This is a genomic window from Arenibaculum sp. (assembly GCF_035998295.1).
Taxonomy (GTDB): domain Bacteria; phylum Pseudomonadota; class Alphaproteobacteria; order Azospirillales; family Azospirillaceae; genus DASYHS01.
Genome location: NZ_DASYHS010000005.1, coordinates 1 through 21,048, shown reverse-complemented (window position 1 = coordinate 21,048; position 21,048 = coordinate 1). Strand labels below are relative to the sequence as shown.

Annotated in this window: 19 protein-coding genes and 1 pseudogene; 6 read left to right on the top strand and 14 right to left on the bottom strand. The window is 68.3% G+C overall.

Translation table 11 applies throughout. The features are described 5' to 3' along the window. A partial coding sequence (locus VGO20_RS00215) for an amidase family protein (protein WP_327500255.1) occupies positions 1 to 584 on the bottom strand: 584 nt, incomplete at its 3' end. Positions 585 to 739: 155 nt separating this feature from the next. Here VGO20_RS00215 and VGO20_RS00210 point away from each other — a divergent pair. From VGO20_RS00210 to VGO20_RS00200, 3 genes are read left to right on the top strand one after another with little or no spacing between them, the layout of a single operon-like run. Then, positions 740 to 2,254, top strand: a complete 1,515-nt coding sequence (locus VGO20_RS00210; RefSeq protein WP_327500254.1) for an AlkA N-terminal domain-containing protein — start codon at positions 740 to 742, stop codon at positions 2,252 to 2,254. Continuing rightward, entirely contained in the window at positions 2,247 to 2,804 is a 558-nt protein-coding gene (gene ogt / locus VGO20_RS00205) for a methylated-DNA--[protein]-cysteine S-methyltransferase (RefSeq protein WP_327500253.1), read from the top strand. The genes VGO20_RS00210 and ogt overlap by 8 nt, the downstream gene beginning before the upstream one ends. A gap of 34 nt (positions 2,805 to 2,838) precedes the next feature. Then, positions 2,839 to 3,666 (top strand): isocitrate lyase/PEP mutase family protein, encoded by an 828-nt coding sequence (locus tag VGO20_RS00200; RefSeq protein WP_327500252.1) that lies wholly within the window; start codon positions 2,839 to 2,841, stop codon positions 3,664 to 3,666. Here VGO20_RS00200 and VGO20_RS00195 read toward each other — a convergent pair. Beyond that, on the bottom strand, positions 3,629 to 4,903 hold the full coding sequence (locus VGO20_RS00195; protein ID WP_327500251.1) for an MFS transporter: 1,275 nt from the start codon (positions 4,901 to 4,903) through the stop codon (positions 3,629 to 3,631). The two genes, VGO20_RS00200 and VGO20_RS00195, sit on opposite strands and share 38 nt — an antisense overlap. A gap of 11 nt (positions 4,904 to 4,914) precedes the next feature. After that, the gene (locus VGO20_RS00190; RefSeq protein WP_327500250.1) at positions 4,915 to 5,298 is read right to left on the bottom strand and encodes an amidase family protein; all 384 of its coding nucleotides are present in this window, start codon (positions 5,296 to 5,298) and stop codon (positions 4,915 to 4,917) included. Positions 5,299 to 5,338: 40 nt separating this feature from the next. Here VGO20_RS00190 and VGO20_RS00185 point away from each other — a divergent pair, with 40 nt between their 5' ends. Further along, the gene (locus VGO20_RS00185) at positions 5,339 to 7,021 is read left to right on the top strand and encodes a M20/M25/M40 family metallo-hydrolase (protein WP_414639758.1); all 1,683 of its coding nucleotides are present in this window, start codon (positions 5,339 to 5,341) and stop codon (positions 7,019 to 7,021) included. Further along, positions 7,000 to 7,179: pseudogene (locus tag VGO20_RS00180) on the top strand (IS630 family transposase); the annotation flags it as partial. The gene VGO20_RS00185 and the pseudogene VGO20_RS00180, both read left to right, overlap by 22 nt. A gap of 355 nt (positions 7,180 to 7,534) precedes the next feature. On the opposite strand, the gene VGO20_RS00175 reads toward VGO20_RS00180, so the two are convergent. From VGO20_RS00175 to glmS, 11 genes are all read right to left on the bottom strand, one after another. Beyond that, positions 7,535 to 8,857 (bottom strand): MmgE/PrpD family protein, encoded by a 1,323-nt coding sequence (locus tag VGO20_RS00175; RefSeq protein WP_327500248.1) that lies wholly within the window; start codon positions 8,855 to 8,857, stop codon positions 7,535 to 7,537. Position 8,858: 1 nt separating this feature from the next. Next, positions 8,859 to 9,659: a crotonase/enoyl-CoA hydratase family protein gene (locus VGO20_RS00170; RefSeq protein ID WP_327500247.1), complete on the bottom strand. Its 801-nt coding sequence runs from the start codon at positions 9,657 to 9,659 to the stop codon at positions 8,859 to 8,861. Further along, a complete protein-coding gene (locus VGO20_RS00165; protein WP_327500246.1) occupies positions 9,659 to 11,224 on the bottom strand; it encodes a class I adenylate-forming enzyme family protein in 1,566 nt (521 codons plus the stop codon). The genes VGO20_RS00170 and VGO20_RS00165 overlap by 1 nt, the downstream gene beginning before the upstream one ends. A gap of 23 nt (positions 11,225 to 11,247) precedes the next feature. Then, on the bottom strand, positions 11,248 to 12,471 hold the full coding sequence (locus VGO20_RS00160) for an acyl-CoA dehydrogenase family protein (RefSeq protein WP_327500245.1): 1,224 nt from the start codon (positions 12,469 to 12,471) through the stop codon (positions 11,248 to 11,250). Then, positions 12,468 to 13,358, bottom strand: a complete 891-nt coding sequence (locus VGO20_RS00155) for a nitrilase-related carbon-nitrogen hydrolase (protein WP_327500244.1) — start codon at positions 13,356 to 13,358, stop codon at positions 12,468 to 12,470. The genes VGO20_RS00160 and VGO20_RS00155 overlap by 4 nt, the downstream gene beginning before the upstream one ends. Positions 13,359 to 13,416: 58 nt before the next feature. Next, positions 13,417 to 14,310, bottom strand: a complete 894-nt coding sequence (locus VGO20_RS00150) for a glycine betaine ABC transporter substrate-binding protein (protein ID WP_327500243.1) — start codon at positions 14,308 to 14,310, stop codon at positions 13,417 to 13,419. 46 nt (positions 14,311 to 14,356) lie between these two features. Further along, positions 14,357 to 15,100 (bottom strand): ABC transporter permease, encoded by a 744-nt coding sequence (locus VGO20_RS00145; RefSeq protein WP_327500242.1) that lies wholly within the window; start codon positions 15,098 to 15,100, stop codon positions 14,357 to 14,359. 19 nt (positions 15,101 to 15,119) lie between these two features. Next, positions 15,120 to 16,274 (bottom strand): ABC transporter ATP-binding protein, encoded by a 1,155-nt coding sequence (locus tag VGO20_RS00140; RefSeq protein WP_327500241.1) that lies wholly within the window; start codon positions 16,272 to 16,274, stop codon positions 15,120 to 15,122. Between the two features lie 50 nt (positions 16,275 to 16,324). Next, positions 16,325 to 16,975 carry an ABC transporter permease gene (locus VGO20_RS00135; protein ID WP_327500240.1) on the bottom strand — a complete coding sequence of 217 codons (651 nt, stop codon included), beginning with the start codon at positions 16,973 to 16,975 and terminating at the stop codon, positions 16,325 to 16,327. A gap of 166 nt (positions 16,976 to 17,141) precedes the next feature. After that, on the bottom strand, positions 17,142 to 18,095 hold the full coding sequence (locus VGO20_RS00130; RefSeq protein ID WP_327500239.1) for a GlxA family transcriptional regulator: 954 nt from the start codon (positions 18,093 to 18,095) through the stop codon (positions 17,142 to 17,144). A 374-nt stretch (positions 18,096 to 18,469) separates the two neighbouring features. Then, a complete protein-coding gene (glmS, locus tag VGO20_RS00125) occupies positions 18,470 to 20,299 on the bottom strand; it encodes a glutamine--fructose-6-phosphate transaminase (isomerizing) (protein ID WP_327500238.1) in 1,830 nt (609 codons plus the stop codon). 208 nt (positions 20,300 to 20,507) lie between these two features. Here glmS and VGO20_RS00120 point away from each other — a divergent pair, with 208 nt between their 5' ends. Next, positions 20,508 to 20,984, top strand: coding sequence for a hypothetical protein (locus tag VGO20_RS00120; protein WP_327500237.1), 477 nt, complete (start codon positions 20,508 to 20,510; stop codon positions 20,982 to 20,984). The last annotated feature ends 64 nt before the right edge of the window (positions 20,985 to 21,048 follow it).

Sequence of the window (21,048 nt, the reverse complement as noted above, 5' to 3'; positions counted from 1 at the left end):
CCGAAGACGCCGCAGAACGCCGCCGGGATCCGGATCGACCCCGCCATGTCGGTGCCGAGTTCCAGCGGCACCATTCCCGCCGCAAGCGCCGCCGCACTGCCGCCCGACGAGCCGCCGGGCGTGCGCCCGAGGTCCCAGGGGTTGCAGGTCCGGCCGTGGATCGGGTTGGCGGTCTGCCAGTCGGCCAGGAACGGCGGGACGTTCGTCTTGCCCAGGATCACGGCCCCGGCGGCCTTCAGCCGGCGGACCGCGACCGAGTCCGCGGCGGCGATCCAGCCGGCATGGGCGGGCAGGCCCCAGGTCGTCGGCAGGCCGGCGACGTCGTGCGCCTCCTTCACCGTCATGGGCACGCCCAGCAGCGCTCCCCCGTCGCCCCGCGCCAGGGCCGCGTCCGCCGCCCCGGCGCTCTGCCGCGCGCGCTCGAAGTCGCGCACGACCACGGCGTTGACCGGCCCGTCCAGCGCCTCGATCCGCGCGATGGCGGCGTCCGCGACCTCGCGCGCGCTCACCTCGCGCCGCCGCAGCGCTTCGGCGATGCCGCCCGCGGACGCGGTCGCGAGGTCGATGTCACGCTCGATGGTCATGTCGGTCGGCTCCGGGGTCGTGTCGCGGGGCCGTCCGGCCGCGCGGGACCAATCTACGCGCCCTTCCCGCGCCCGCGCTTGATCGGGATTGATGGCGCGGCGATCGCGTCCGAAAACCGCGAGCCTGCGGCGCCGATCGGTGGCATCGTCGCCCGATGGAACCGCTTGACCCCGAGATCAGCTACAGGGCGATCCAGTCGCGCGACCGCCGCTTCGACGGCCGCCTCTTCGTCGGCGTGACGTCGACCGGCATCTATTGCCGCCCGGTCTGCCCGGCGCGCACGCCGATGCCCGCGCATTGCCGTTTCTACGCCTCGGCCGCGGCCGCGCAGGAGGCCGGGTTCCGGCCATGCCTGCGCTGCCGCCCGGAGACGGCGCCCGATCTGGGCGCCTGGCGCGGCACCTCCAACACCGTCTCGCGCGGGCTCGCCCTGATCGCCGAGGGAGCACTCGACGGCGAGGACGCCGGCGTCGAGCGGCTCGCGGAGCGTCTCGGCGTCGGCGGGCGCCAGCTCCGCCGCCTGTTCGAGCAGCATCTCGGCGCCTCGCCGATCGCCGTCGCCCAGACGCGCCGCGTCCTCTTCGCGAAGCAGCTTATCCACGACACGCGCCTGCCGATGGCCGAGGTCGCGCTCGCCTCGGGCTTCGGCAGCGTCCGGCGCTTCAACGAGACCTTCCAGCGCCTCTTCGGCCGCCCGCCCGGCGCGCTGCGGCGCAAGGGCGTGACGCCCCTGCCGGAGGGCACGGTCGCCGCGACCGGCGTCACGGTGGAGCTGCGCTACCGCCCGCCCTACGACTGGCCGGCCATGCTGGCCTATCTGCGCGCCCGCGCGATCGCCGGCATCGAGCGCGTCGAGGGGGAGGTCTACCGCCGCACGGTCCTGCACGATGGCGCCCCCGGCACGGTCGAGATCGCGCACGCGCCCCATCGCTCCAGCCTCTCGGCGACGATCCGCGTCCCCTGCGTGCGGGGGCTGCCCTCGGTCGTCGCGCGCATCCGGCGCGTCTTCGATCTCGGCGCGGACATCGCGGCGATCGGCGCGCATCTCGCCAGGGACCCGCTGCTGGCCCCACTCGTCGCCGAACGGCCGGGCCTGAGGGCGCCTGGCGGATGGGACGGGTTCGAACTCGCGGTGCGCGCCGTGCTCGGCCAGCAGGTGACGGTCGAGGCGGCGCGCCGCCTCGCGGGCGCGCTCGTGCGCCTGTGCGGCACGCCGATCGCCGCTGCCGACCGCGGCGACCCGGCGCTCGCCTTCGCCTTTCCGACACCGGCCCAGGTCGCCGCGGCCGACCTTTCGGCGCTCGGCATGCCCGGCGCGCGCAAGGCGGCGCTCCTCGCCCTGGCCGAGGCGGTGCTCGCCGATCCCGGCCTGTTCGAGCCGCTCGGCAGCGTCGAGGAGACGGTGGCGCGGCTGCGCGCGATCCGCGGCGTCGGCGAATGGACGGCCCATTACATCGCGCTCAGGGCCGTGCGCGAGCCGGACGCCTTTCCGGCGAGCGACATCGGCCTGATGCGGGGTGCCGCCGGCCCCGACGGCAGGCGCCCGACCGCGACCGAACTGCGGGGGCGGGCCGAACCCTGGCGCCCGTGGCGCGCCTATGCGGCGCAGCACCTGTGGACGGCGGACGCCCTTGCGCGGGGCGGGGGAAAGGAAACCAGCCATGCGTGACCCGCTCGCCCTCGCCCTCGACCGGATGGAGACCCCGGTCGGCGAACTCCTGGCCGTCACGGACGCGGCCGGGTGCCTGCGCGCCGTCGACTGGACCGATTTCGAGCCCCGGATGCTGCGGCTGCTGCGGCTCCACTACGGCGAGGGCGGCTTCCGCCTGTCCCCGGCGCCGGCTCCCGCCACGGTCCGCGCGGCCCTGCGGGCCTATTTCGAGGGGGCCCTGGACGCGATCGACGGCTTGGCGGTGGCGACCGGCGGCACCGCCTTCCAGCGGCGCGTATGGGACGAGCTGCGGCGCATTCCCTGCGGCACCACGATCTCCTACCGCGAGCTCGCCGGCCGCATCGGGCGGCCCGCGGCGGTGCGCGCCGTCGGCCTGGCCAACGGCGCCAACCCCGTCGGCGTCGTGGTACCCTGCCACCGCGTGATCGGCGCGAACGGATCGCTGACCGGCTACGGCGGCGGGATCGGGCGCAAGCGCTGGCTCCTCGCGCACGAGCGGGTGGCCGGCCTCCAACCCGTTACCGGCGGCCTGTTCGACCGGTCCTAAGCTTCTTGATCTCTCATCGTCGAAGGAGTTCCCCATGCCCGTCAGAACGGACCACGCCGCCATCTTCCACGATCTCCACCGGGGACCGGACCTGCTGGTCCTGGCCAATGTCTGGGACGGCGGCAGCGCCCGCCTGGTCGAGAGCCTCGGCGCCCGGGCGCTCGCCACGACCAGCGCCGGCGTGGCCTGGGCCCATGGCTATCCCGACGGCGACGCCCTGCCGGTCGACCGGCTCGCCGAGACCGTCGCCCTGATCGCGCGCGTCAGCTCCCTGCCGCTGACGGCCGACGTCGAGGGCGGCTATTCCGACGATCCCGCGAGCGTGGCCGGGATGATCGCGCGCGTCGTCGACGCCGGCGCCGTCGGCATCAACATCGAGGACGGGACCGGCTCGCCGGACCTGCTCGCGGCCAAGATCGGGGCCGCGAAGGAGGCGGCGCGCCGGCTCGGCGTCGACCTCTTCGTCAACGCACGCACGGACGTGTTCCTGCGCGGCCTCGTCGCCGAGGAAGCCCGGATCGAGGAGACTTTGGCCCGCGCCGCGCGCTACCGGGCGGCCGGCGCGGACGGCCTGTTCGTGCCGGGCATCCTGGCCCCGGCCGACATCCGCACCGTCGCGGCCGAGGCCGGCCTGCCGCTCAACGTCCTCGCCCGCCCGGGCGTCCCGCCCGCGGCCGAGCTGGCCGCACTCGGCGCGCGGCGGCTCAGCGCCGGCTCCGGGGTCCTGCAGTCCCTGTTCGGCCGCGCCGCCGCGCTGACCCGGGACTTCCTGCGCGACGGACGCTCCGATCCCCTGGCGGACGGCGCCATGTCGCATGCGCAGATCAACGCCCTGTTCGGTCCCGGGCCGAACCGGCCGTAGCGCTTCGGCTCGTGCCCCACAGGACGCCGGCGGCGGCGACGTTCGCCAGCGCGCCTGCGAGTATGGGCAGTGCGTAGCTGCCGCCGGCGTCGTACGCGAAGCCGGCGGCGCTGGGGCCGACCAGCGTGCCGATGGCGACGCTGGTGTAGAGGATGCCGATGATACCGGCGATGTTGCGCCCGCCGAACTGGTCCGCGACCAGGGCGGGAAGCAGCGCCACCCAGCCGCCGTAGAAGGCGCCGAACGCGAGCGCGAACGCGGCGAGCGGCCAGAAGCCCGTCGATCCCGCCCAGGCGCCCAGGGCGAGCGCCATGCCCGCGAACATCGCCAGCAGGGACGCGCGGCGGCCCATGCGGTCGGCCAGCCCGCCGAGCAGGAAACGCCCGGCGGTGCTGCCGATGCCGATCATGCCCAGGACGACGACGGCCGATCCCTGCGGGATGCCGTGGTCCAGGGCGTAGGGCACGAGATGCGCGAACGGGACGAACACCCCGAACGAAGACAACAGGCAGGCGAGATAGAGGCCGATGAACGGGCGGGACAGGACCGCGTCGCGGATCGACGCCCCGCCCGGCGACTCCCAACCCGGTTGGGCCGCCTGCGCGTCGGGGCGCACGGGATCGCCGTCGGGCCCCAGGCCCCGGGCGTCGGGATCGCTCTCGATCGCCAGCGCCGCGCCGATCCCCACGACGGCGACCAGCCCGCCGATCGCGAGATAGGCGCCGCGCCATCCCAGCTCCCCGATCAGGAACGAGGCCAGCGGCGGCATGGCCAGCGTGCCGACGCCGATGCCGCTGACCGCCAGGCCGGAGGCGAAGCCCCGCCGCCGGGCGAACCAGCGCTGGACCGCGCCCAGGACGGGAACGTAGGAGAAGCCGACGCCGAGCCCGACGCCCAGCCCGTAGGCGGCGTACACCTCCGTCAGGCTGCGCGCCGCACTCGCCAGCGCCAGCCCCGCGGCGACCAGGACCATGCCGGCGACCGCCATCGGGCGCGACCCGAAGCGGTCCGCCAGCGGCCCGCTCGCCACCCCGATGCCGAAATACAGGAAGCCCGCGAGCGAGAAGACCAGCGAGACCGAGCCGCGCGAGGCCGCGAACTCCGCCTGCAGCGGCTCGACGAAGGCGCTGAACGTGTAGGCGCTGCCGAAGCCCATCAGCATCACGGCGAAGGCGGCCGCGACGACGAGCCATCCGTGGAAGATGCGCGGCCCGGAGAGTGCGGGATTGGCGTCCATGCGATCCTCCTTCAGGCTGGCGGCCGGCGGCGGTGCCAGGACGTGACGGCCTGGAACGCGGCGCCGGCGCGGATCAGCGTCGCCTCGCCCAGACGCGCCGCGACGAGCTGGAACCCGATCGGCAGCCCGCCCGCCGAGAAGCCGCCGGGAAGCGTCAGCGCCGGGTGGCCGGTCATGTCGAAGGGACAGGTGTGGCGCTGCAATTTCGCGATCAGTTCCGGCTGCTCGCCCAGCGTCCGTATCGTGGCGAGGGTGAGCGGTGCGAAAGGATGCACCGGGGCCAGCAGCAAGTCGACCGTCCCGAACAGCGCGGATATCCGGCCCCGCAGGTCCAGGCGCCACAGCAGGATCTTCTGGTACTCGGTGCCCTGGGTGCCCTCGCGCGGGCGTTGCAATCCGTCTCCTGAGGGGGCACACTCCAGCCGCCCGACGACGATGCCCGCGCGGGGGAGAGGCCCGGAGATGAACACCGACACCCGCACCGCCGCGGCCCGCTGGGCCATTGCCCTGACCGAAATCCCAAGCGTCACCGGAACCGCCGACGAGGCCGGCTTCGCCGACCGCCTCGCGACGCTTTTGCGCGCCAGCCCGGCCTTCGCCGACCGGCCCTTGGAGGTCTGGACGATTCCCGTGCCGGGCCTGCCCGGCCGCGCCTGCGTCTGCGCGCTGCTGCGCGGGCGAGATGCCCGGACGATGGTGCTGACCGGCCATTTCGATACCGTGCATGTCGAGGACTACGGTGACCTGGCGCCGCTCGCCTGCCGGCCCGATGCGCTGAAGCCGGCATTGCTCGCCAGGCTCCGCGCCGGGGCCGCCACTGGAACGATCACCGGGGCCGAGCGACGCGCCCTGGCCGACCTGGACGGCCCGGACTTCCTGCCGGGCCGAGGGCTCCTGGACATGAAGGCCGGCTTGGCCGCCGGCCTGGCGGCGATGGAAGAAGCGGCGCGCGACCCCGCGCTGGAGGGAAACCTGCTGTTTCTGGGCGTCCCGGACGAGGAGGTCAATTCGGCCGGCGCCCGCGCGGCCGCCCCGGCGCTGCCCGGCATCGCCGCGCGTCTGGGGCTGGAACTGGTCGGTGCCATCAACCTCGATGCCCTGATCGACGACGAGGACGGGGCCGAGGGTCGGGCAGTGGCACTCGGCACTGTTGGCAAGCTGCTGCCGAGCGCGCTCGTGGTGGGCCAGGCCGTGCACGCCTCCAATGCCTTCGGCGGGATCAACGCCTGTGCGCTCGCGGGCGCGCTCGCAGCCGAGGTCGAATGGGCGCCCGAGCTGCTGGAGCGGACGGGCGCGGAAGTGGCGGCCGGCACCACGCTGCTCGGCATGAAGGACAGCAAGCGCGCCTACGACGTCACGACCCCCGAGCGGGTCTGGATGTTCTGGAACGTGATGACCCAGAGGCGCGGCTACGCCGAGGTCCTCGCAACCATGGAACGGCTGGTCGCCCGTGCCGCCGCGGGGCTGGCCGACCGGCTGCGAGCCCGGCGCGCCGGCGCGCTCTCCATCGAGGCGGACGCCGCACCGACGGTGGAAGTCCTGACCTTCGCGGCGCTGCGCCGCGAGGTCGAGGCCCGCTCCGACGCGACGGCCGGCCTCCTGGCCGACCTGGCGCGGGACGCGGCATCGAGCGGCCTGGACCTGCCCGAGCAGTGCCGGGTCGTGACCGAGCGCGCCTGGGAACTCAGCGGCCGGTCGGGACCGGCGGTGGTCCTCGGCCTGGCCTCCATGCCCTACCTGCCCACGCGTCTCGGGGACGACCCCGCCGCCCGCAGGCTCGCCCGCGCCACCGAAGAGGCGGCAGCGGCCGTCGCGGCGCGCCGTGGCACGTCGATCCGGCTGATGAACCACTTCCCCGGCATCTCCGACATGAGCTTCCTCGGTCAGGCGGACGAGACGTCCGTGCCGGCAATCGCGGCCGACACCCCCGCCTGGGGCGCCGGCATCTCCTGGCCCGAGGGGCCGGCCGTGGGCGGCATCCCCATCGTCAACGCCGGACCCTGGGGCCGCGACTACCACACCCCCCTCGAGCGCCTGCACACCCCCTACGCGTTCGAGGTCCTGCCGGACCTGATCGCCGAGATCGCCCGCCGCGCGCTCCGCGCCGATCGGGGCTGAAGGGCGGCATCCTCCTCGATGCCGCCATGAATGGGTCGGCCTTCCTGGCCTATGTCGAGCAGGTGCTGGTGCCGACGCTGTCGCCCGGCGACATCGTGGTCCTGGACAATCTGCCTGCTCACACGCCAATGGCGCTACGCGATGCCATCGAGGGCGCTAGCCAGCTGTCTTGGACTTTAGCCGCCTGTTTCGGACTCTATTATCAAGCCCAATGCCGCGCCGTGGCGCGATGCATCCATCGAGAGAGTTCGGCGCCATCTTGCGTCGCCTCAGAGAAGATCAGGGGATCTCCCAGGAGGAGTTGGCCCATCGCAGGAATTTCGGTCGGCCATCTCAGCCAGCTTAAAAACGGCCGCCGAAATCCGTCGTTGTCGCTGATGATTGCTTTGCGCGGAGCATTGAATATCCCTCTTCTAGAATTATTATGTCGCGTAGTGCGGATCGGCGCAGCTCGCAGGCGATACGCCGCTCATCCGCGCTCGCCGGTCCCGACAATGTTCCGCCAGCAAACAATTACGTGGGGGAGAGCAGGTGCTCTAGAAACTCCGCCATATCACCGGCCGGAAGCATTGCGGCCAGCGTGGTTATTGCGGCTCTGCGCCCGGGCGGAAGGTGCGGCTCCGACAGTTCGGTGAACTTCGTCATGAGCTCGTGATCAGAGAGCGAGAATTCAGGGTCGCCGCGCGCCGGACGAGGCTCGCCGGCGACCCAGTGTCCGTCGACCAGGAAGTTGACACGGGCCCAGCGCGCGTCTGGAAAAAGGGCGCTCAAGGCGGGATCTTCGATGACTTCCGCCTGGGCGGCAAGTCTCAGCACGTCGGAATGAGCGAGGGCTTCTCCGCTGATCTCGTACGCCCCGAGCCGCCCGTGCACGAGCGCGGCGGCCACGGCGAAGGGAGTTGAGTATTGCGCCTCTTCGGTCGTCGACGGCTTTCTTGCCGCCAGTCGCGTGCCCTCGTGGAAGGTGTGGATGCGGAGCCCCTCGATGCGGTCGACGGAGAGCCCGAGAGCGCGTTGCAGGGCAAGTGCGGCTTCGATGGCGGGCTGCGCCCACCTGCAAACGGGATAGGGCTTGAAGTACTGCTCCATGATGGTCCAGCGGCTGCCAAGGTCCATCCACAAGGTAGGATCGCACCGTTCGACAGTGACAGCCGGAGCGCCCGTAAAGCCGGCACGAGCCAGATAGGCTGCCGACACGCCCGCCAAGGCGCCGAAGGCCGAGCCGTCCTTGACCATGGTCGGGTGGTCGATGCAGCGCATCATCTGGCTGCGGGGGCCATGATACTCGGCAATCCCCAGAGCGTGGCGGGTCTGACCATGGCCCAGGCCCATGAGCCGTGCGCCAATCGCGGCGCAGGCCAAGGCGTTCCAGGCTCCCGAGGTGTGATAATCGCTGACGGAACCATGCAGTGCGATTCCGGCGCGTGTGCCGATTTCATAGCCGAGGACGAGGCAGGCCAGGAACTCTTCGCCCGACACTGGAAAGTCGGCATCCGCGTAGGCCAGAAGGGCAGGAAGAACGGCGACGCCGGCATGGCCTTTGGTCAAACGATGACCGTCGTGCGCGTCGAAGCTGTCGATGGTGGCTGCTCCGGCGAAGGCGGCTCCGGTCGGGGAGACGCCGCGTCCGTCGAAAAGCAGGCGGGACTGGGGCCCATCGCCGCGTCCCATGTGCATGGCGGCGAAGTCGCACGCCAGCCGGGACAGGGCCGTCGAACGTCCGGCGACAGCAACGCCTATCAGGTCGAGAAGACACCTGCGGGCTTGGTGGACGACCGACGGCGGCAGGTCGCCGTAGGTGAGGCCGTGAATGAACTCGATCGCTGCGTTCGCCATGTCACCGGCCGCTGAAGCTCGGCGGACGCTTTTCCAGCAGTGCCGAGAGGGCCTCCTCGTGATCTTGGGTGTGGTGAATGATGCCCTGGAAGGCGGCCGACATCTCCAGCAGGGTGTCGAGACGGGTGTGCTGCCCCTCGCGAAGAAGGCGCTTGGCCATGCGCAGAGTCTGCGGCGGATTGGTCGCGATGTGGGCGGCAAGTTTCTTGGCGGCGGGAAGAAGGTCCGCCTGCGGAACGACCCGGGACACCAGTCCCCACTCGAGCGCCGTCCGCGCATCGACCGGCTCGCCGGTGAAGGTCATCTCGGCAGCCCGGCTCATGCCGACGGCGCGGGGCAACAGCCATGCCCCGCCGTCGCCGGGAATGATGCCGATCTTGACGAAGTTTTCCGCGAACACGGCTTCCTCGGCGGCGATGCGGATATCGCACATCAGCGTCAGGTCGCATCCCGCGCCGTAGGCCGGGCCGTTCACCGCCGCGATCGTCGGGACGTCAAGGTCGTACAGAGCCTTGGGGACGCGCTGTATGCCGCGTCGGTAGTTGTCGCGGACCTCCGCAGCAGACCCGTCGAAGGTGCCCACGCGATCACGCATGTGTTTTATGTTGCCGCCGGAACTGAAGCCCTTGCCGGCGCCCGTCACGATGACGCATCGGACACTGCCGTCGCCCTGCACCCGCCCGCATGCGGCGACGAGCGCATCGACCATGGCGATATCCGTGATCGCGTTACGCGTTTCCGGCTGGTTCAGGGTCAGCAGGACGACCCCGCCGTCCTGTTCGAAGAGAACCGGCTCGCCCATCAGGCGGCCTCTTCGCTGCGGAGCAGCCGCGCCAGGAGTTCCTGGCGGACGACCTTGCCCGACGGGTTGGTCGGCAGGCTGTCTATGAACACGACCTGCTTCGGGCACTTGTAGGAGGCGATCGCGCCGCAGTTCTTGGTGAAGTCGATGACGGCGTTTTCGGTAAGATCAGGGTCACTCGCGACGATGACTGCGGTCACCCGCTGCCCCCATTTCGCATCGGGCAGCCCGACGACGGCGGCCTCCTGAACGCCGGGACAACGATAGAGAACCTCTTCCACCTCGCGCGGATAGATGTTTTCGCCGCCAGAGACGATCATGTCGTCGGCGCGACCTTTGAAGTAGTAGAATCCCTCAATGTCGCGAAGGAAAAGGTCACCGGTGTAGACCCAGCCGTCGCGGAGCTTCTTGCCCGTTTCTCCCGGCTTGTTCCAGTACCCGGCCATGACCTGCGGCCCTTTGACGATCAACTGGCCTACTTCTCCCGGCTGTGCGAGTTCGTCGGGGGAGACGATGCGGTCGGGGTCGTTGCGGATGACGCGACAACTGGAGATCAGCGTCGGCTGACCGCACGAACCAAGGTGCGCCAGGGCGTCTTGCGGATGCAGGAGGAGAGTAAGGCTTGCCTCCGTCATGCCGTAGCCGTTGTAGATGTTGGGACACAGTTCGGCGATCACCCGTTCCATCGTGCTGGCGGCGATGGCGGCACCTCCCGTCGTGATCACCCGCAGGGACGAGACGTCGAATTCCTTGAAGCGGGGATGGAACAGCATGTCGACGATCTGGGTGGGCACCGCGAAAAGCGTGGTGATACGCTCGGACTGGACGGTCTCCAGCGTCTTGAGGGTGTCGTAGCGGCCGAGGACGACGTTGGTCGCGCCGACCATCATGTGCGGGATGAAGTAGGCCTGCATGCCGCCGACGTGATAGAGCGGCGCGATGTGCAGCGCCACATCGTCGTGCGAGAGGCTGTACTCCATGATGCAATTCATGGCGATGGCGGCATCGTTCCCATGGGTGTGCATGACGCCTTTTGGGCGGCCCGTGGTGCCCGACGTGTAGACCAGCGCCGACAGCGCGCTTTCGCCCGGGGTCGGCCGCTGTTGACGGCTGTCCGCGGTTTGCTCGGCCAGGGTCTCGAAGTGATGGTGCCCCTCCGGCACGTCGGCCGGGTCGTCGGCGCAAGAGATCCAGTCGTGGATGCTGCGAACCTGCGCCGCCACGCTGAGGACGTTCTTGGTCAGGTGAGACCCGTAGACCATGACGCGGGCACCGCTGTCGCGGACGATGTACTCCACCTCTGCGGGAGCGAGCCGGAAATTCAGCGGCACCGCCACCGCAGACAGAAGCTGGCAGGCGAAGTAGGTGGTAACGGAACTTTCCGAGGTGCTGACGTAGAAGGCCACGCGGTCGCCCGGCCTAACGCCCAGGTCGGCCAGCGCCTGGGCGAAGCGGGCGACCCGGTCGTGCCATTGACGGTATGTCCAGCGGCGGCGCTCGAACACCAGCGCCAAGTGGTCGGGGTAGCGCTCCGCCGACTGAAGGAAGATGGTTGCGATGTCCATGACGGACGGCTCCTAGAGCGAGCTCAGAGGTTTGGCTTGATGTTCGGCAGGTCGCGGCTGGCGATGAGATATTTCGCCATCTCGGTGGTGCCGGCGACGATCGGCATGGCCCGGGTGTCGCGGAAAAGCTGCTCCGCGCGACCATATTCCTTGGTGATGCCGTCACCGCCGAGGATCTGGACGGTCCTGTCGGCGCAGAAGCAGGCGATCTCGGTTGCCACCAGCTTCGCCATGGCCGCGGGCTTCATCAGCTCCTTGCCGGAGACGCCGCGGTCGTACATCTGGGCGGCGCGGTAGGTCAGCAGTTCGGCGCTGTCGATGCGCCAGCTCATCTCCGCCACCATGTCCCAGATGAGCTGCTTGCAGCCCAATTTCTGGCCGAAGCTATCGCGCGTCTGCGCGTGCTGGGTGGCAATCGAGAAGGCGGTACGGGCGACGCCAAGGGCGGCCCCGGCGAGGATGATCCGCTCGAAGTTGAACATCTCGAGCATGATGCGGAAGCCGCCGTTTTCCTTGCCCAGCAAGTGGTCTTCGGGGACGCGGCAGTTTTCGAACGCCACTTCGCCGACGATGCAGCCGCGCCGTCCCATGAAGGTGTAGGTGCGCGGAAAGGTCATTCCGGACGTCCCGGCCGGAACGACGAGCGCTGTCATCCCCTTCTGCGCCGGGACGGTGTCGTCGGTGATGCCGTAGACGATGTAGGTGTCGGCGACCGAGGCATTGGAGATGTAGCGCTTGAAGCCGTCGATGACCCATTCCCGGGCCGTTTCGTCGAACCGGATGCGGGTCTCCATTCCGGCGCTGTCGGAGCCGACGTTCGGTTCCGTGACGCAGATGGCCCCGATCTCGGTGCCGTCAAGGATGCCAGCCAAACGGGCGTCCCGGACAGCCGGGGCGGCATGGTGGGCCAGCGGGTATGCGCATGACAGAGCGCTGCCGATCGTCGTTTCGAAGGCGTAGTTCACCGCCGCGGCTTCTTCCGACACGATCGTCTGGTGGACGAGTCCCGGAGCCGATAGGGGGCCGGAATAGTGGTCGGGAAACATCGGTCGGAGATAGCCCGCGCGACCAAGCGCGGCGATGCCGGTCTTGACGGCTTCCCAGTCGTTGTCGTTTTCGATGGCCTCGGCTAGCGGCGCCAGTTCCCGCGCCATTGCGGCGCGTACTTCGTGGCGAAAGGCGCGAGCCTCCGCATCGAGCAGATAATCTTGTCCGGCTTCGGGGGCGGTCGCGGCGAGACGGTTCATCGCGCGCTCCTGATAGTATCTGGAATGCCTATGGTTTCGGCGAGGCGGTTCCCCTCACGCAGCAGGAGGCTCAGGTTGGAATCCCGGACTGTTGGCAGAAGAAAGCGCGCCTCGCGCACCCGCTCATAGTTGAGGTCGGCAACGACCAGTTGGGGTTCGTCCCCCTGCGCTGTCGCCAGCGTCCTCCCGAAGGGATCCAGTATTCGCGAGCCGCCCCAGAAGGACAAAGAGCCTTCGCGTCCAACGCGATTGGCCATGACCACGGGCATGCCATATGTCATGGCGTAGAAGCGCAGGTTCACCTCCCAGTTGCCGGGATTGTCGAATTCTCCGCCGACTGCCTCGGCGGCCGAGCTGATGGGGGCAAATAGAAGTGTTGCGCCATGCAAGGCCGCCAGGTGAACCATCGCCGGGTTCCACAGGTCGTTGCAGATCAGCAGGCCGGCCCGCCAAGCGTTATCGAAGTGAATGGTCTCGACGAAGCGTCCGGCGGCGAAATATTTTCCGTCCTCCAGCTGCCCGTAGGTTGCCAGAGAGAGCTTGCGGTGGATGAAAATCAACTCGCCTTCCCGGACGGCGAAGGCGCTGTTGTAGAACTGCGCGGCGATGCCTTCTTCGATCAGGCCGAAAATGACGGTCATCGAACCCGCGGCCTCGGCCAGTTGCCGGACCTGTTCGGAATCCCGAGTGATGGCTAGACGAGGCGTGTCAGGACCGGCGGAATGACCGGTTAGGGACATCTCCGGAAACAGGAGCACTTCGATGCCCTGGCTGCGGGCCGCATCGATGATGGCCAAGTGATCCTTGAGATTGGCCTCAAGGTCACCGAGATGGCTGTGCGTCTGAGCGGCAGCGACGCGAAGAGGGTGGCGGGGGGACAGGCTCATTGGGAAAATCCTGGGAAGGGAGGGGCCGGAAGGTCCGGCCCCTGAGCCCGAGAGGCCGTTAGATCATGTTCTGCGACTTGAGGAAGTCGGCGGCGACGTCCTCGATGGTCTTCCTCTCGACGTCGACTTGAGCGTTGAGGAACGATATGATGTCGTCGTCCAGCTTCGCCGACAGGGCGTTCATCAGCTCGGCCAGTTCGGGGTGCTTCTTGAGCGTCTCTTCCCGCACCACCGGCGTCAGCGCATAGTTGGGAAAGAACCCCTTGTCGTCCTTGAGCACCAGGAAGTTGAAGGCGGGAATGCGACCGTCGGTCGCGAAGACGAGGGCGATATCGGCCTGGTCTTCCTTCAGCGCCTGATAGGTCAGGCCGGAGTCCATGCGCTTGACGTCGGAGCGGTCGAACTCGAAGCCGTAGGTCTTCTGAAGCGGCTTCAGGCCGTCGTCGCGGGCATACCACTCGGCGTTGGAGGCGAGCGTCAGGCCCTTGCCGTCGTTCACAGCCTTGGCCAAGTCCGAAATGCTGGAGATACCCATCTCCGCGGCCTCGCCCTTCTGCATGGCGAGAGCATAGGTGTTGTTGGCCTTCGACGGGTTCAGCCAGACCAAGCCTTTGGCGCCATCAAGTTCCTTGACCCGCTTGTAGACCTCGTCCGCCGGCAGCTTGTCGGTGACCTTGTTGTAGTTGATCAGCGAGGTGCCGGTGTATTCCCAGTAAAGGTCGACCTGACCGTTCTCCTGAGCTTGGCGGACCACGGCGGAGCCCATACCGGCTTTCTTGTCGACTTCATAGCCCTTGGCCTGAAGATACTGAGCGGTCATCTCCGCCAGGAGCTGTTGCTCGGTGAAGTTCTTGCCACCGACGACGATGGTGTCGGCCGCCATGGCCGAGGTTCCCAGGAGTGCGGCTGTGACTGCGCCTGCAAGAAAGGCGAAGGGTCGGAAGGTGCGCATGGAATGTTTCTCCCTGTTGAGGTTCTAGTTTTCGGCAGAGCGGTGGTCAGCGCAGCGGGTTCACGCCGCGAGGTACCAGCCACATCTGGCAGCGCCCGATCGCGAAGTCGGTCAAGAACGCCAGGAGGGCGGTCGGTATGGCTCCGGCGAGCATCATTCCCGGATCGCTAAGGTCGATTCCCGTGAAGATCAGTTCGCCGAGGCCGCCGCCGCCAATCAGGAAAGCGAGCGGTGCGGTGCCGACGCAGACGGCCAGTGCGGTGCGGATACCGGCGAAGATGACGAACAGCGCGTTGGGCAGTTCCACCCGCCACAGCATCTGCAGCGGGGTCATGCCCATGCCGGTCGCCGCCTCCTTCAGGTGAGCAGGCACCTCCAGAAGGCCGGTATAGGCGTTGCGCGTGATGGGCAGGAGGGTCGCCAGCCACAGTCCGAAGACGGCAGGCACGAAACCCAAGCCCAGCAACGTCATGGACAAGGCAAGCACGGCCAACGTCGGGATGGTCGTGCCGATGTTCAGTGTTTGCATGATCGTTTCGGCCACGCGCCGCAGGTGCGGCCGGGACAGCAGGACGCCGAGGGGTACGCCTGTCGCGATCGCCAAGCCGCCCGCCGTCAGCACCAGTTCCATGTGCTGGCCGGACAGGAAGACGATGTCTTCCCAGTAGTCCAGAATGTCCGTGATCAGCCCGTTGGCGCTGGCGATCGCGCCGAGCCCGAAGGCGCCTAGCGGGATGAGAAACCGCATGGCCGCCGGGGGACGACGAAAGGTGAGGGCGGAGGCGCGCATTTCAGCTTTCCCCGACGCGTCAGTCTGTGGCCATCGCAGGTGCCGTGGGAGCGCGGCGCGAAGAGGCTCCGTAGGTGCGGCCCAGAAGGTGCGTAATTCCCGGCTGCGTCACGATGCCCTTGTAGCGCCCTTCGCCGTCGGTGCAGGCAAGCCAGCCGATGTCGTGGGTGAACATCAGCGACACGGCGGTGCGCAGGTCGGCATCGACGTCGACCGTGGCGGGAAGGCGGGAGCGATGGTCGCCGACCAGGCCGCGCCGTGATTCCGCAATCTCGGAGGACACGAAGCCGTCGGTCCGGCCGTCGGCATCAACCACGATGGCCGCTTCATGGCCTCCGTCTCGAAGGATTGCCGTGACCTCTTCCAGCGCCGTCTCCGCCGTCACCGCCGGCACCTTCAGCATGGCCTCGGCGACGCTGATCAGGCGCAGCCGCTTGAGCGTCCGGTCGGAGCCGACGAAGTCGGCGACGAAGCTGTCCTTCGGGTGGGCCAGCACATTGTCCGGCGAGTCGTACTGGACCAGCCTGCCGGCGCGGAAGATGGCGATCTTGTCACCCATCTTCACCGCCTCGTCGATATCGTGGCTGACGAACATGATGGTCTTCCGCAGGGTCTTCTGCATCTTCAGAAATTCGTCCTGGATGACCTCGCGGTTGATGGGATCGATGGCGCCGAACGGCTCGTCCATCAGCATCACCGGCGGGTCGGCCGCCAGGGCGCGGGCGACGCCGACGCGCTGCTGCTGGCCGCCCGAAAGCTCCTTGGGAAAGCGGTCGACGAAGATCGCCGGGTCGAGGTTGACCAGTTCCAGCAGCTCCTTGGCGCGGGTTCGGCTCTTGCGCCTGTCCCAGCCCAGCAGGTCAGGAACCACGCACACGTTGTCCACCACCGTCATGTTCGGGAACAGGCCGATCTGCTGAATGACGTAGCCGATGTTGCGGCGCAGTTCGGTCACGTCGATGCCGTCGGTGTCCTTGCCGCCGATGAAGATCTTGCCCGACGTCTTGGGGATCAGCCGGTTGACCATCTTCAGCGCCGTCGTCTTGCCGCAGCCCGACGGGCCCAGCAGGATGCAGATCTCGCCTTCCGGCACGTCCATCGACACGTTCTCGGCGGCGACGATAGGCCCGGACGGCGTATTGAAGATCTTGGTCAGGTTGTCGAGCTTGATCATGGACGAAAAGCCTTTCCCTGATGCGCCGGTTGCTGTCGTGCAGCCTCCGCTCATACGCGGAGGCCTGTCGGCGTCATGCGTTTTTGGACCCACAGCAGCCCCAAGTCCGCGGCGATGGCAAGCAGGCTGACGGCCAGTGCGCCGGCGACGAGTTGGCGTGGGTCGGTCTGACTGATACCCCGGCTGATCAGCGTGCCGAGGCCGCCCGCCCCGATATAGGCGGCGATGGCGGTTACGCCGATGTTGATGATCACGGCGGTGCGGACGCCGGCCATGATCACCGGCACGGCCAAGGGAATCTCGACGCGCAACAGCCGTTGCATCGGCTTCATGCCCATGCCGCGCGCCGCTTCGCGCAGGGCGGGGTCGACGTTGATAATTGCGGTATAGGTGTTTCGGATGATCGGAAGCTGGCTGTACAACAGCACCGCGACCATGGCCGGGAGATAGCCGATCCCCTGGCCGATGACCGACAGAATGGGGATCAGAACGCCGAACAGGGCGATGGACGGGATGGTCATCACCATCCCCGCAGTGTAGAGCACCGCGTCCGCGACCTTCCGGTTCTGCGTGATGGCGATACCGATGGGCACGCCGGTGAGGATAGCTAGCCCCACAGCGACACTGACGATCGAAACATGCTCGATGGTCAGCTGCCCGACAAGAGGCAGGTTCCCCGCAATGAATGCGAGAGTTTCCATGTTTCATCCCCTGTGGCGGCACGTCCGGTTACCCGGATCTGTAGGTTTGCCACGTTATGTGCCGTAAACGACGGCGGTGCTTGGTTGTGTATGACGAGGAGTAGCACGTGGCGAGCAACGGGGCGTGGTGCGGGATCGACGAAGAGTGTTACCAGAGCGACATGGCCTATTGGGGATGCCCTCGCCGCTCCTGTCCCGGCGTCGAGCCGAACCGTTCCCGGTAGGCTCGTCCGAAATGGGAGGGCGATGAAAAGCCGCACTTGTGCGCGACCATCTGGATACTGTCGGTGGACTGCTGCAACAGCTTGCGGGCGTGCATCAGGCGCAGTTCCAGATGAAACCGTACAGGTGCCTTGCCGAAGTGCTTTTGGAACAGGCGCTCCATCTGTCGGCTGCTGATGCCGACGATGTCGGCAATGGCCTGCGGCGACGCCGGAGCGTCCATATGTTCTTCCATGAGGGCGATCGCCCTGGCCAGTCGCCCGTCCGTGACGGCGAAGCGCCACTGCACGGACATTCGCTGCTCTTCCGCTGCTGGCCTGATGCGGCTGTGCAGGAAGTTCTCGGCAATGGCCGCCGCAAGATCCGGCCCGTGGTCTTGTGCGATGTAGGACAGCATCATGTCGAGAGCCGAGGTTCCGCCCGCACAGGTCAGGATGTCGCCATCATCGGTGTAAAGCGCCCTTTCTACCCGCAGGTCCGGAAACTCATCCTGAAAGGCGCGCAGCATTTCCCAGTGTATCGTGCATTGTCGACCGGACAGGAGGCCCGCCCGCGCCAGCAGCCAGCTGGCTGTGCTGACGGCTGCAAGGCGCGTTCCATACCGCGCCTGGCGCCGCAGCCACTCGAAGAGGTGAGAGTGGCGTACCTCCCGGACGTTGAGACTCGCGATGACGATGACAAGGTCGTACTTCGGAGTATCGGTCAGGTCGTAGTCCGGCACGATCGTGAAGCCGGACGAAGACGTCACCGGCTCATGCGCAAGCCCGACAAGTTCCCACTGATAGAGCCGTTCGCTGGAAATTAGATTGGCCGCCCGCAACGGCTCGCTCGCCGATGCCAGCGCCATCATCGAAAACTCAGGGATCAGCAAGAAGCCGATACGGCGGGGAGAAGTCATGCACGGGGCTAGCCAAATCAGGATGTCTAAGTGAGCCCCTCCGCCGCACCCGAAGTCAAGCATCGCAGCTATCAAAGTGCGAGTCACATGTCTGGAGGGTTGTCAAGTCCCGGTGGTTTCAGGCAGTCGCAACCAGCATTACATGCGCAGCGCCGCGTGGGCGAGAAGGAGCAGGTTCATCGCAGTCAGGCCGAGTTGAGGGCCGTGATCAGGTCGACCGAGCCAGCCTTCTGGCTTCACGTCTGACCGGCCCCAGTTCTGACCGGCCCCAGTGAGCGGCCAACCGTCGTTGTGACGACGCCCGAGCGGGTGCCCTCTGCGGAGAAAAGTCCTGGAATAGAACCACAGAGACGCGGCGCAACTCAGAGCCGCCCCTACTCCACCGTGACGCTCTTGGCGAGGTTGCGCGGCTGGTCGACGTCGGTGCCCTTGGCGACCGCGGTGTGGTAGGCCAGGAGCTGCATCGGGATCGCATAGAGGATCGGCGCCACGAACGGGTCGACCGCCGGCAGCTCGACCGACCAGCGGACCTTGCCGCCGAACCGCGCCAGCCCCTTGGCGTCCGAGAGCAGCAGGACCCGCCCGCCGCGCGCCGACGCCTCCTGCAGGTTGGACACCGTCTTCTCGAACAGCCCGTCGCTGGGTGCCACGCAGATCACCGGCACCGCCTCGTCGATCAGCGCGATCGGGCCGTGCTTCATCTCGCCGGCGGCGTAGCCCTCGGCGTGGATGTAGGAGATCTCCTTCAGCTTGAGCGCGCCCTCCAGCGCGATCGGGTAGCCGGTGCCGCGGCCCAGATACAGCGCGTCGCGCGCCTCGGCCAAGTCGTGCGCCAGCGCGCGCAGCCGCTCGTCGTGGTGCAGCACCTCGACCGCGCGGGCCGGGACCTCGCGCAGCGCCGCCGCCAGCTCGGCCCCGCGCTCGGCCGATATGGCGCCGCGCGCCCGCGCGACCGCCACCACCAGGCAGGCCAGCACGGTGAGCTGCGTCGTGAACGCCTTGGTCGAGGCGACGCCGATCTCCGGGCCGGCCAGCGTGTACAGGACGCCGTCGGACTCGCGCGCGATCGTGCTCTCGGGCACGTTGACGACCGACAGCACCCGCTGCCCCTGGCGCCGGCAGTAGCGCAGCGCCTCCAGCGTGTCGAGCGTCTCGCCGGACTGCGAGACGACGACCGCCAGCCCGCCAGGGGCGAGCGGCGCCTCGCGGTAGCGGAACTCCGACGCGATGTCGAGGTCGACGGGCACCCGCGCCACCTGCTCGAACCAGTACTTGGCGACCATGCCGGCATAGTAGGCGGTGCCGCAGGCGACGATCGTGATGCGCGGCACCTCGGCCGGGTCGAAGCCGAGCTCGGGCAGCCGGATCTCCCCCGTCGACGCGTTGACGAAGGCGTTCAGCGTGTCGCCGATCACCTGCGGCTGCTCGAAGATCTCCTTCAGCATGAAGTGGCGGTGCTCGCCCTTGCCGATCAGCGCGCCGGAGATGCTGGAGATGCTGATCTTGCGCTCGACCTCGCGGTCCTGCTCGTCGAAGATCCGCACGCCGGACCGGGTCACGACCGCCCAGTCCCCGTCCTCCAGGTAGCTGAGCCGGTTCGTCAGCGGCGCCAGCGCGAAGGCGTCGGAGGCGAGGTACATCTCGCCGTTGCCGTTGCCGTAGCCGACGGCCAGCGGCGTGCCCCGGCGCGCGCCGATCATCAAATCGTGCTCGCCGGCGAAGATCAGCGCCAGGCTGAACGCGCCCTGCAGGCGCTTCAGCGTCGCCGCCGCCGCCTCGACCGGACCCAGGCCCCGGCCGAGATGGAAACTCACGAGGTGGACGATCACCTCGGTGTCGGTCTCCGTCTCGAAGACGTGGCCTTCGGCGACCAGCTCCTGCTTCAGGTCGAGATAGTTCTCGATGATGCCGTTGTGCACGACGGCGACGCGCTCGGTCGCATGGGGATGGGCGTTGGTCTCGGTCGGGCCGCCATGGGTCGCCCAGCGGGTGTGGCCGATGCCGATGACGCCGGTCAGCGGCTGCTCGACGATGCGGCGCTCCAGGTTCACGAGCTTGCCCTCGGCGCGCCGCCGGTCGATCCGCCCGTTGACGAGCGTCGCCACCCCGGCGCTGTCGTAGCCGCGGTACTCGAGCCGCTTAAGCCCTTCCACCAGCAGCGGCGCGACCTCGGAATTGCCGATGATGCCGATGATTCCGCACATGACCCAGGACCCGTGAAGTGAGAATGGACCTACCCCGCCCCTCGGGATGGTCGGTCCGCCTTTCTGCCACAGAATCGGCGGCGCCCCCAAATCACCTTTTGTGTCAGAAGGTTTCCAAAGCATGGCGCGGAAGGCGGACGCGATCGGCTGTTGACCATGTTCCTTTTTTGTTCCATATTGTCCTTCCCCGATCGGAAGGAGCAGGCCCGTGACGCTCGACCCCCGCCAGGATCTGTTCTGCCGCCTGGTCGCCAACGGTGCCACCGCCGCCACCGCGGCGCGCATGATCGGCTACGTCGACCCGGCCGCGGGCGAGGCGCTACTGGCCGAACCCGGCATGGGCGAGCGGGTGGCGACGCTGTCCGCCGCCCGCGAGGCCGGCCACGCCGCCATGTTCGAGCGCCTGGAGGCGTGGCTGGCCCACCTGGTCGAGCACTCGATCGCCAACGGCCAGACCGGCCACGCGCTGCGCGCGATCGACCGTCTGATGCAGCTGCACGGCATGAACGGCAAGGGCAACGGCCGTCTGCCCGCGATCGAGCTGGCAAAGCCCACCCCCGCCCCGATCCTGGACGACCTAGACCTGACGGCGATGCTGCCGTCCGTCGTCGCCGAACTCGCCGCCGAGCCGCCCCTGAACCGCCGCGAGCGCCGCGCCCTCAAGTCGATGGCCCGCCGCAAGTAGAACTACCCCTCTCCCGTGCAACGGGAGAGGGAGGGGCCCGCACTGAAAGTGCGGGAGGGTGAGG

Bases quoted from the DNA above. Each gene is read 5' to 3' on its own strand.
- VGO20_RS00210 (WP_327500254.1), top strand. From the start codon at position 740: ATGGAACCGCTTGACCCCGAGATCAGCTACAGGGCGATCCAGTCGCGC.
- ogt (WP_327500253.1), top strand. From the start codon at position 2,247: ATGCGTGACCCGCTCGCCCTCGCCCTCGACCGGATGGAGACCCCGGTC.
- VGO20_RS00200 (WP_327500252.1), top strand. From the start codon at position 2,839: ATGCCCGTCAGAACGGACCACGCCGCCATCTTCCACGATCTCCACCGG.
- VGO20_RS00195 (WP_327500251.1), bottom strand. From the start codon at position 4,903: ATGGACGCCAATCCCGCACTCTCCGGGCCGCGCATCTTCCACGGATGG.
- VGO20_RS00185 (WP_414639758.1), top strand. From the start codon at position 5,339: ATGCCCGCGCGGGGGAGAGGCCCGGAGATGAACACCGACACCCGCACC.
- VGO20_RS00175 (WP_327500248.1), bottom strand. From the start codon at position 8,857: ATGGCGAACGCAGCGATCGAGTTCATTCACGGCCTCACCTACGGCGAC.
- VGO20_RS00170 (WP_327500247.1), bottom strand. From the start codon at position 9,659: ATGGGCGAGCCGGTTCTCTTCGAACAGGACGGCGGGGTCGTCCTGCTG.
- VGO20_RS00165 (WP_327500246.1), bottom strand. From the start codon at position 11,224: ATGGACATCGCAACCATCTTCCTTCAGTCGGCGGAGCGCTACCCCGAC.
- VGO20_RS00160 (WP_327500245.1), bottom strand. From the start codon at position 12,471: ATGAACCGTCTCGCCGCGACCGCCCCCGAAGCCGGACAAGATTATCTG.
- VGO20_RS00155 (WP_327500244.1), bottom strand. From the start codon at position 13,358: ATGAGCCTGTCCCCCCGCCACCCTCTTCGCGTCGCTGCCGCTCAGACG.
- VGO20_RS00150 (WP_327500243.1), bottom strand. From the start codon at position 14,310: ATGCGCACCTTCCGACCCTTCGCCTTTCTTGCAGGCGCAGTCACAGCC.
- VGO20_RS00145 (WP_327500242.1), bottom strand. From the start codon at position 15,100: ATGCGCGCCTCCGCCCTCACCTTTCGTCGTCCCCCGGCGGCCATGCGG.
- VGO20_RS00140 (WP_327500241.1), bottom strand. From the start codon at position 16,274: ATGATCAAGCTCGACAACCTGACCAAGATCTTCAATACGCCGTCCGGG.
- VGO20_RS00135 (WP_327500240.1), bottom strand. From the start codon at position 16,975: ATGGAAACTCTCGCATTCATTGCGGGGAACCTGCCTCTTGTCGGGCAG.
- VGO20_RS00130 (WP_327500239.1), bottom strand. From the start codon at position 18,095: ATGACTTCTCCCCGCCGTATCGGCTTCTTGCTGATCCCTGAGTTTTCG.
- glmS (WP_327500238.1), bottom strand. From the start codon at position 20,299: ATGTGCGGAATCATCGGCATCATCGGCAATTCCGAGGTCGCGCCGCTG.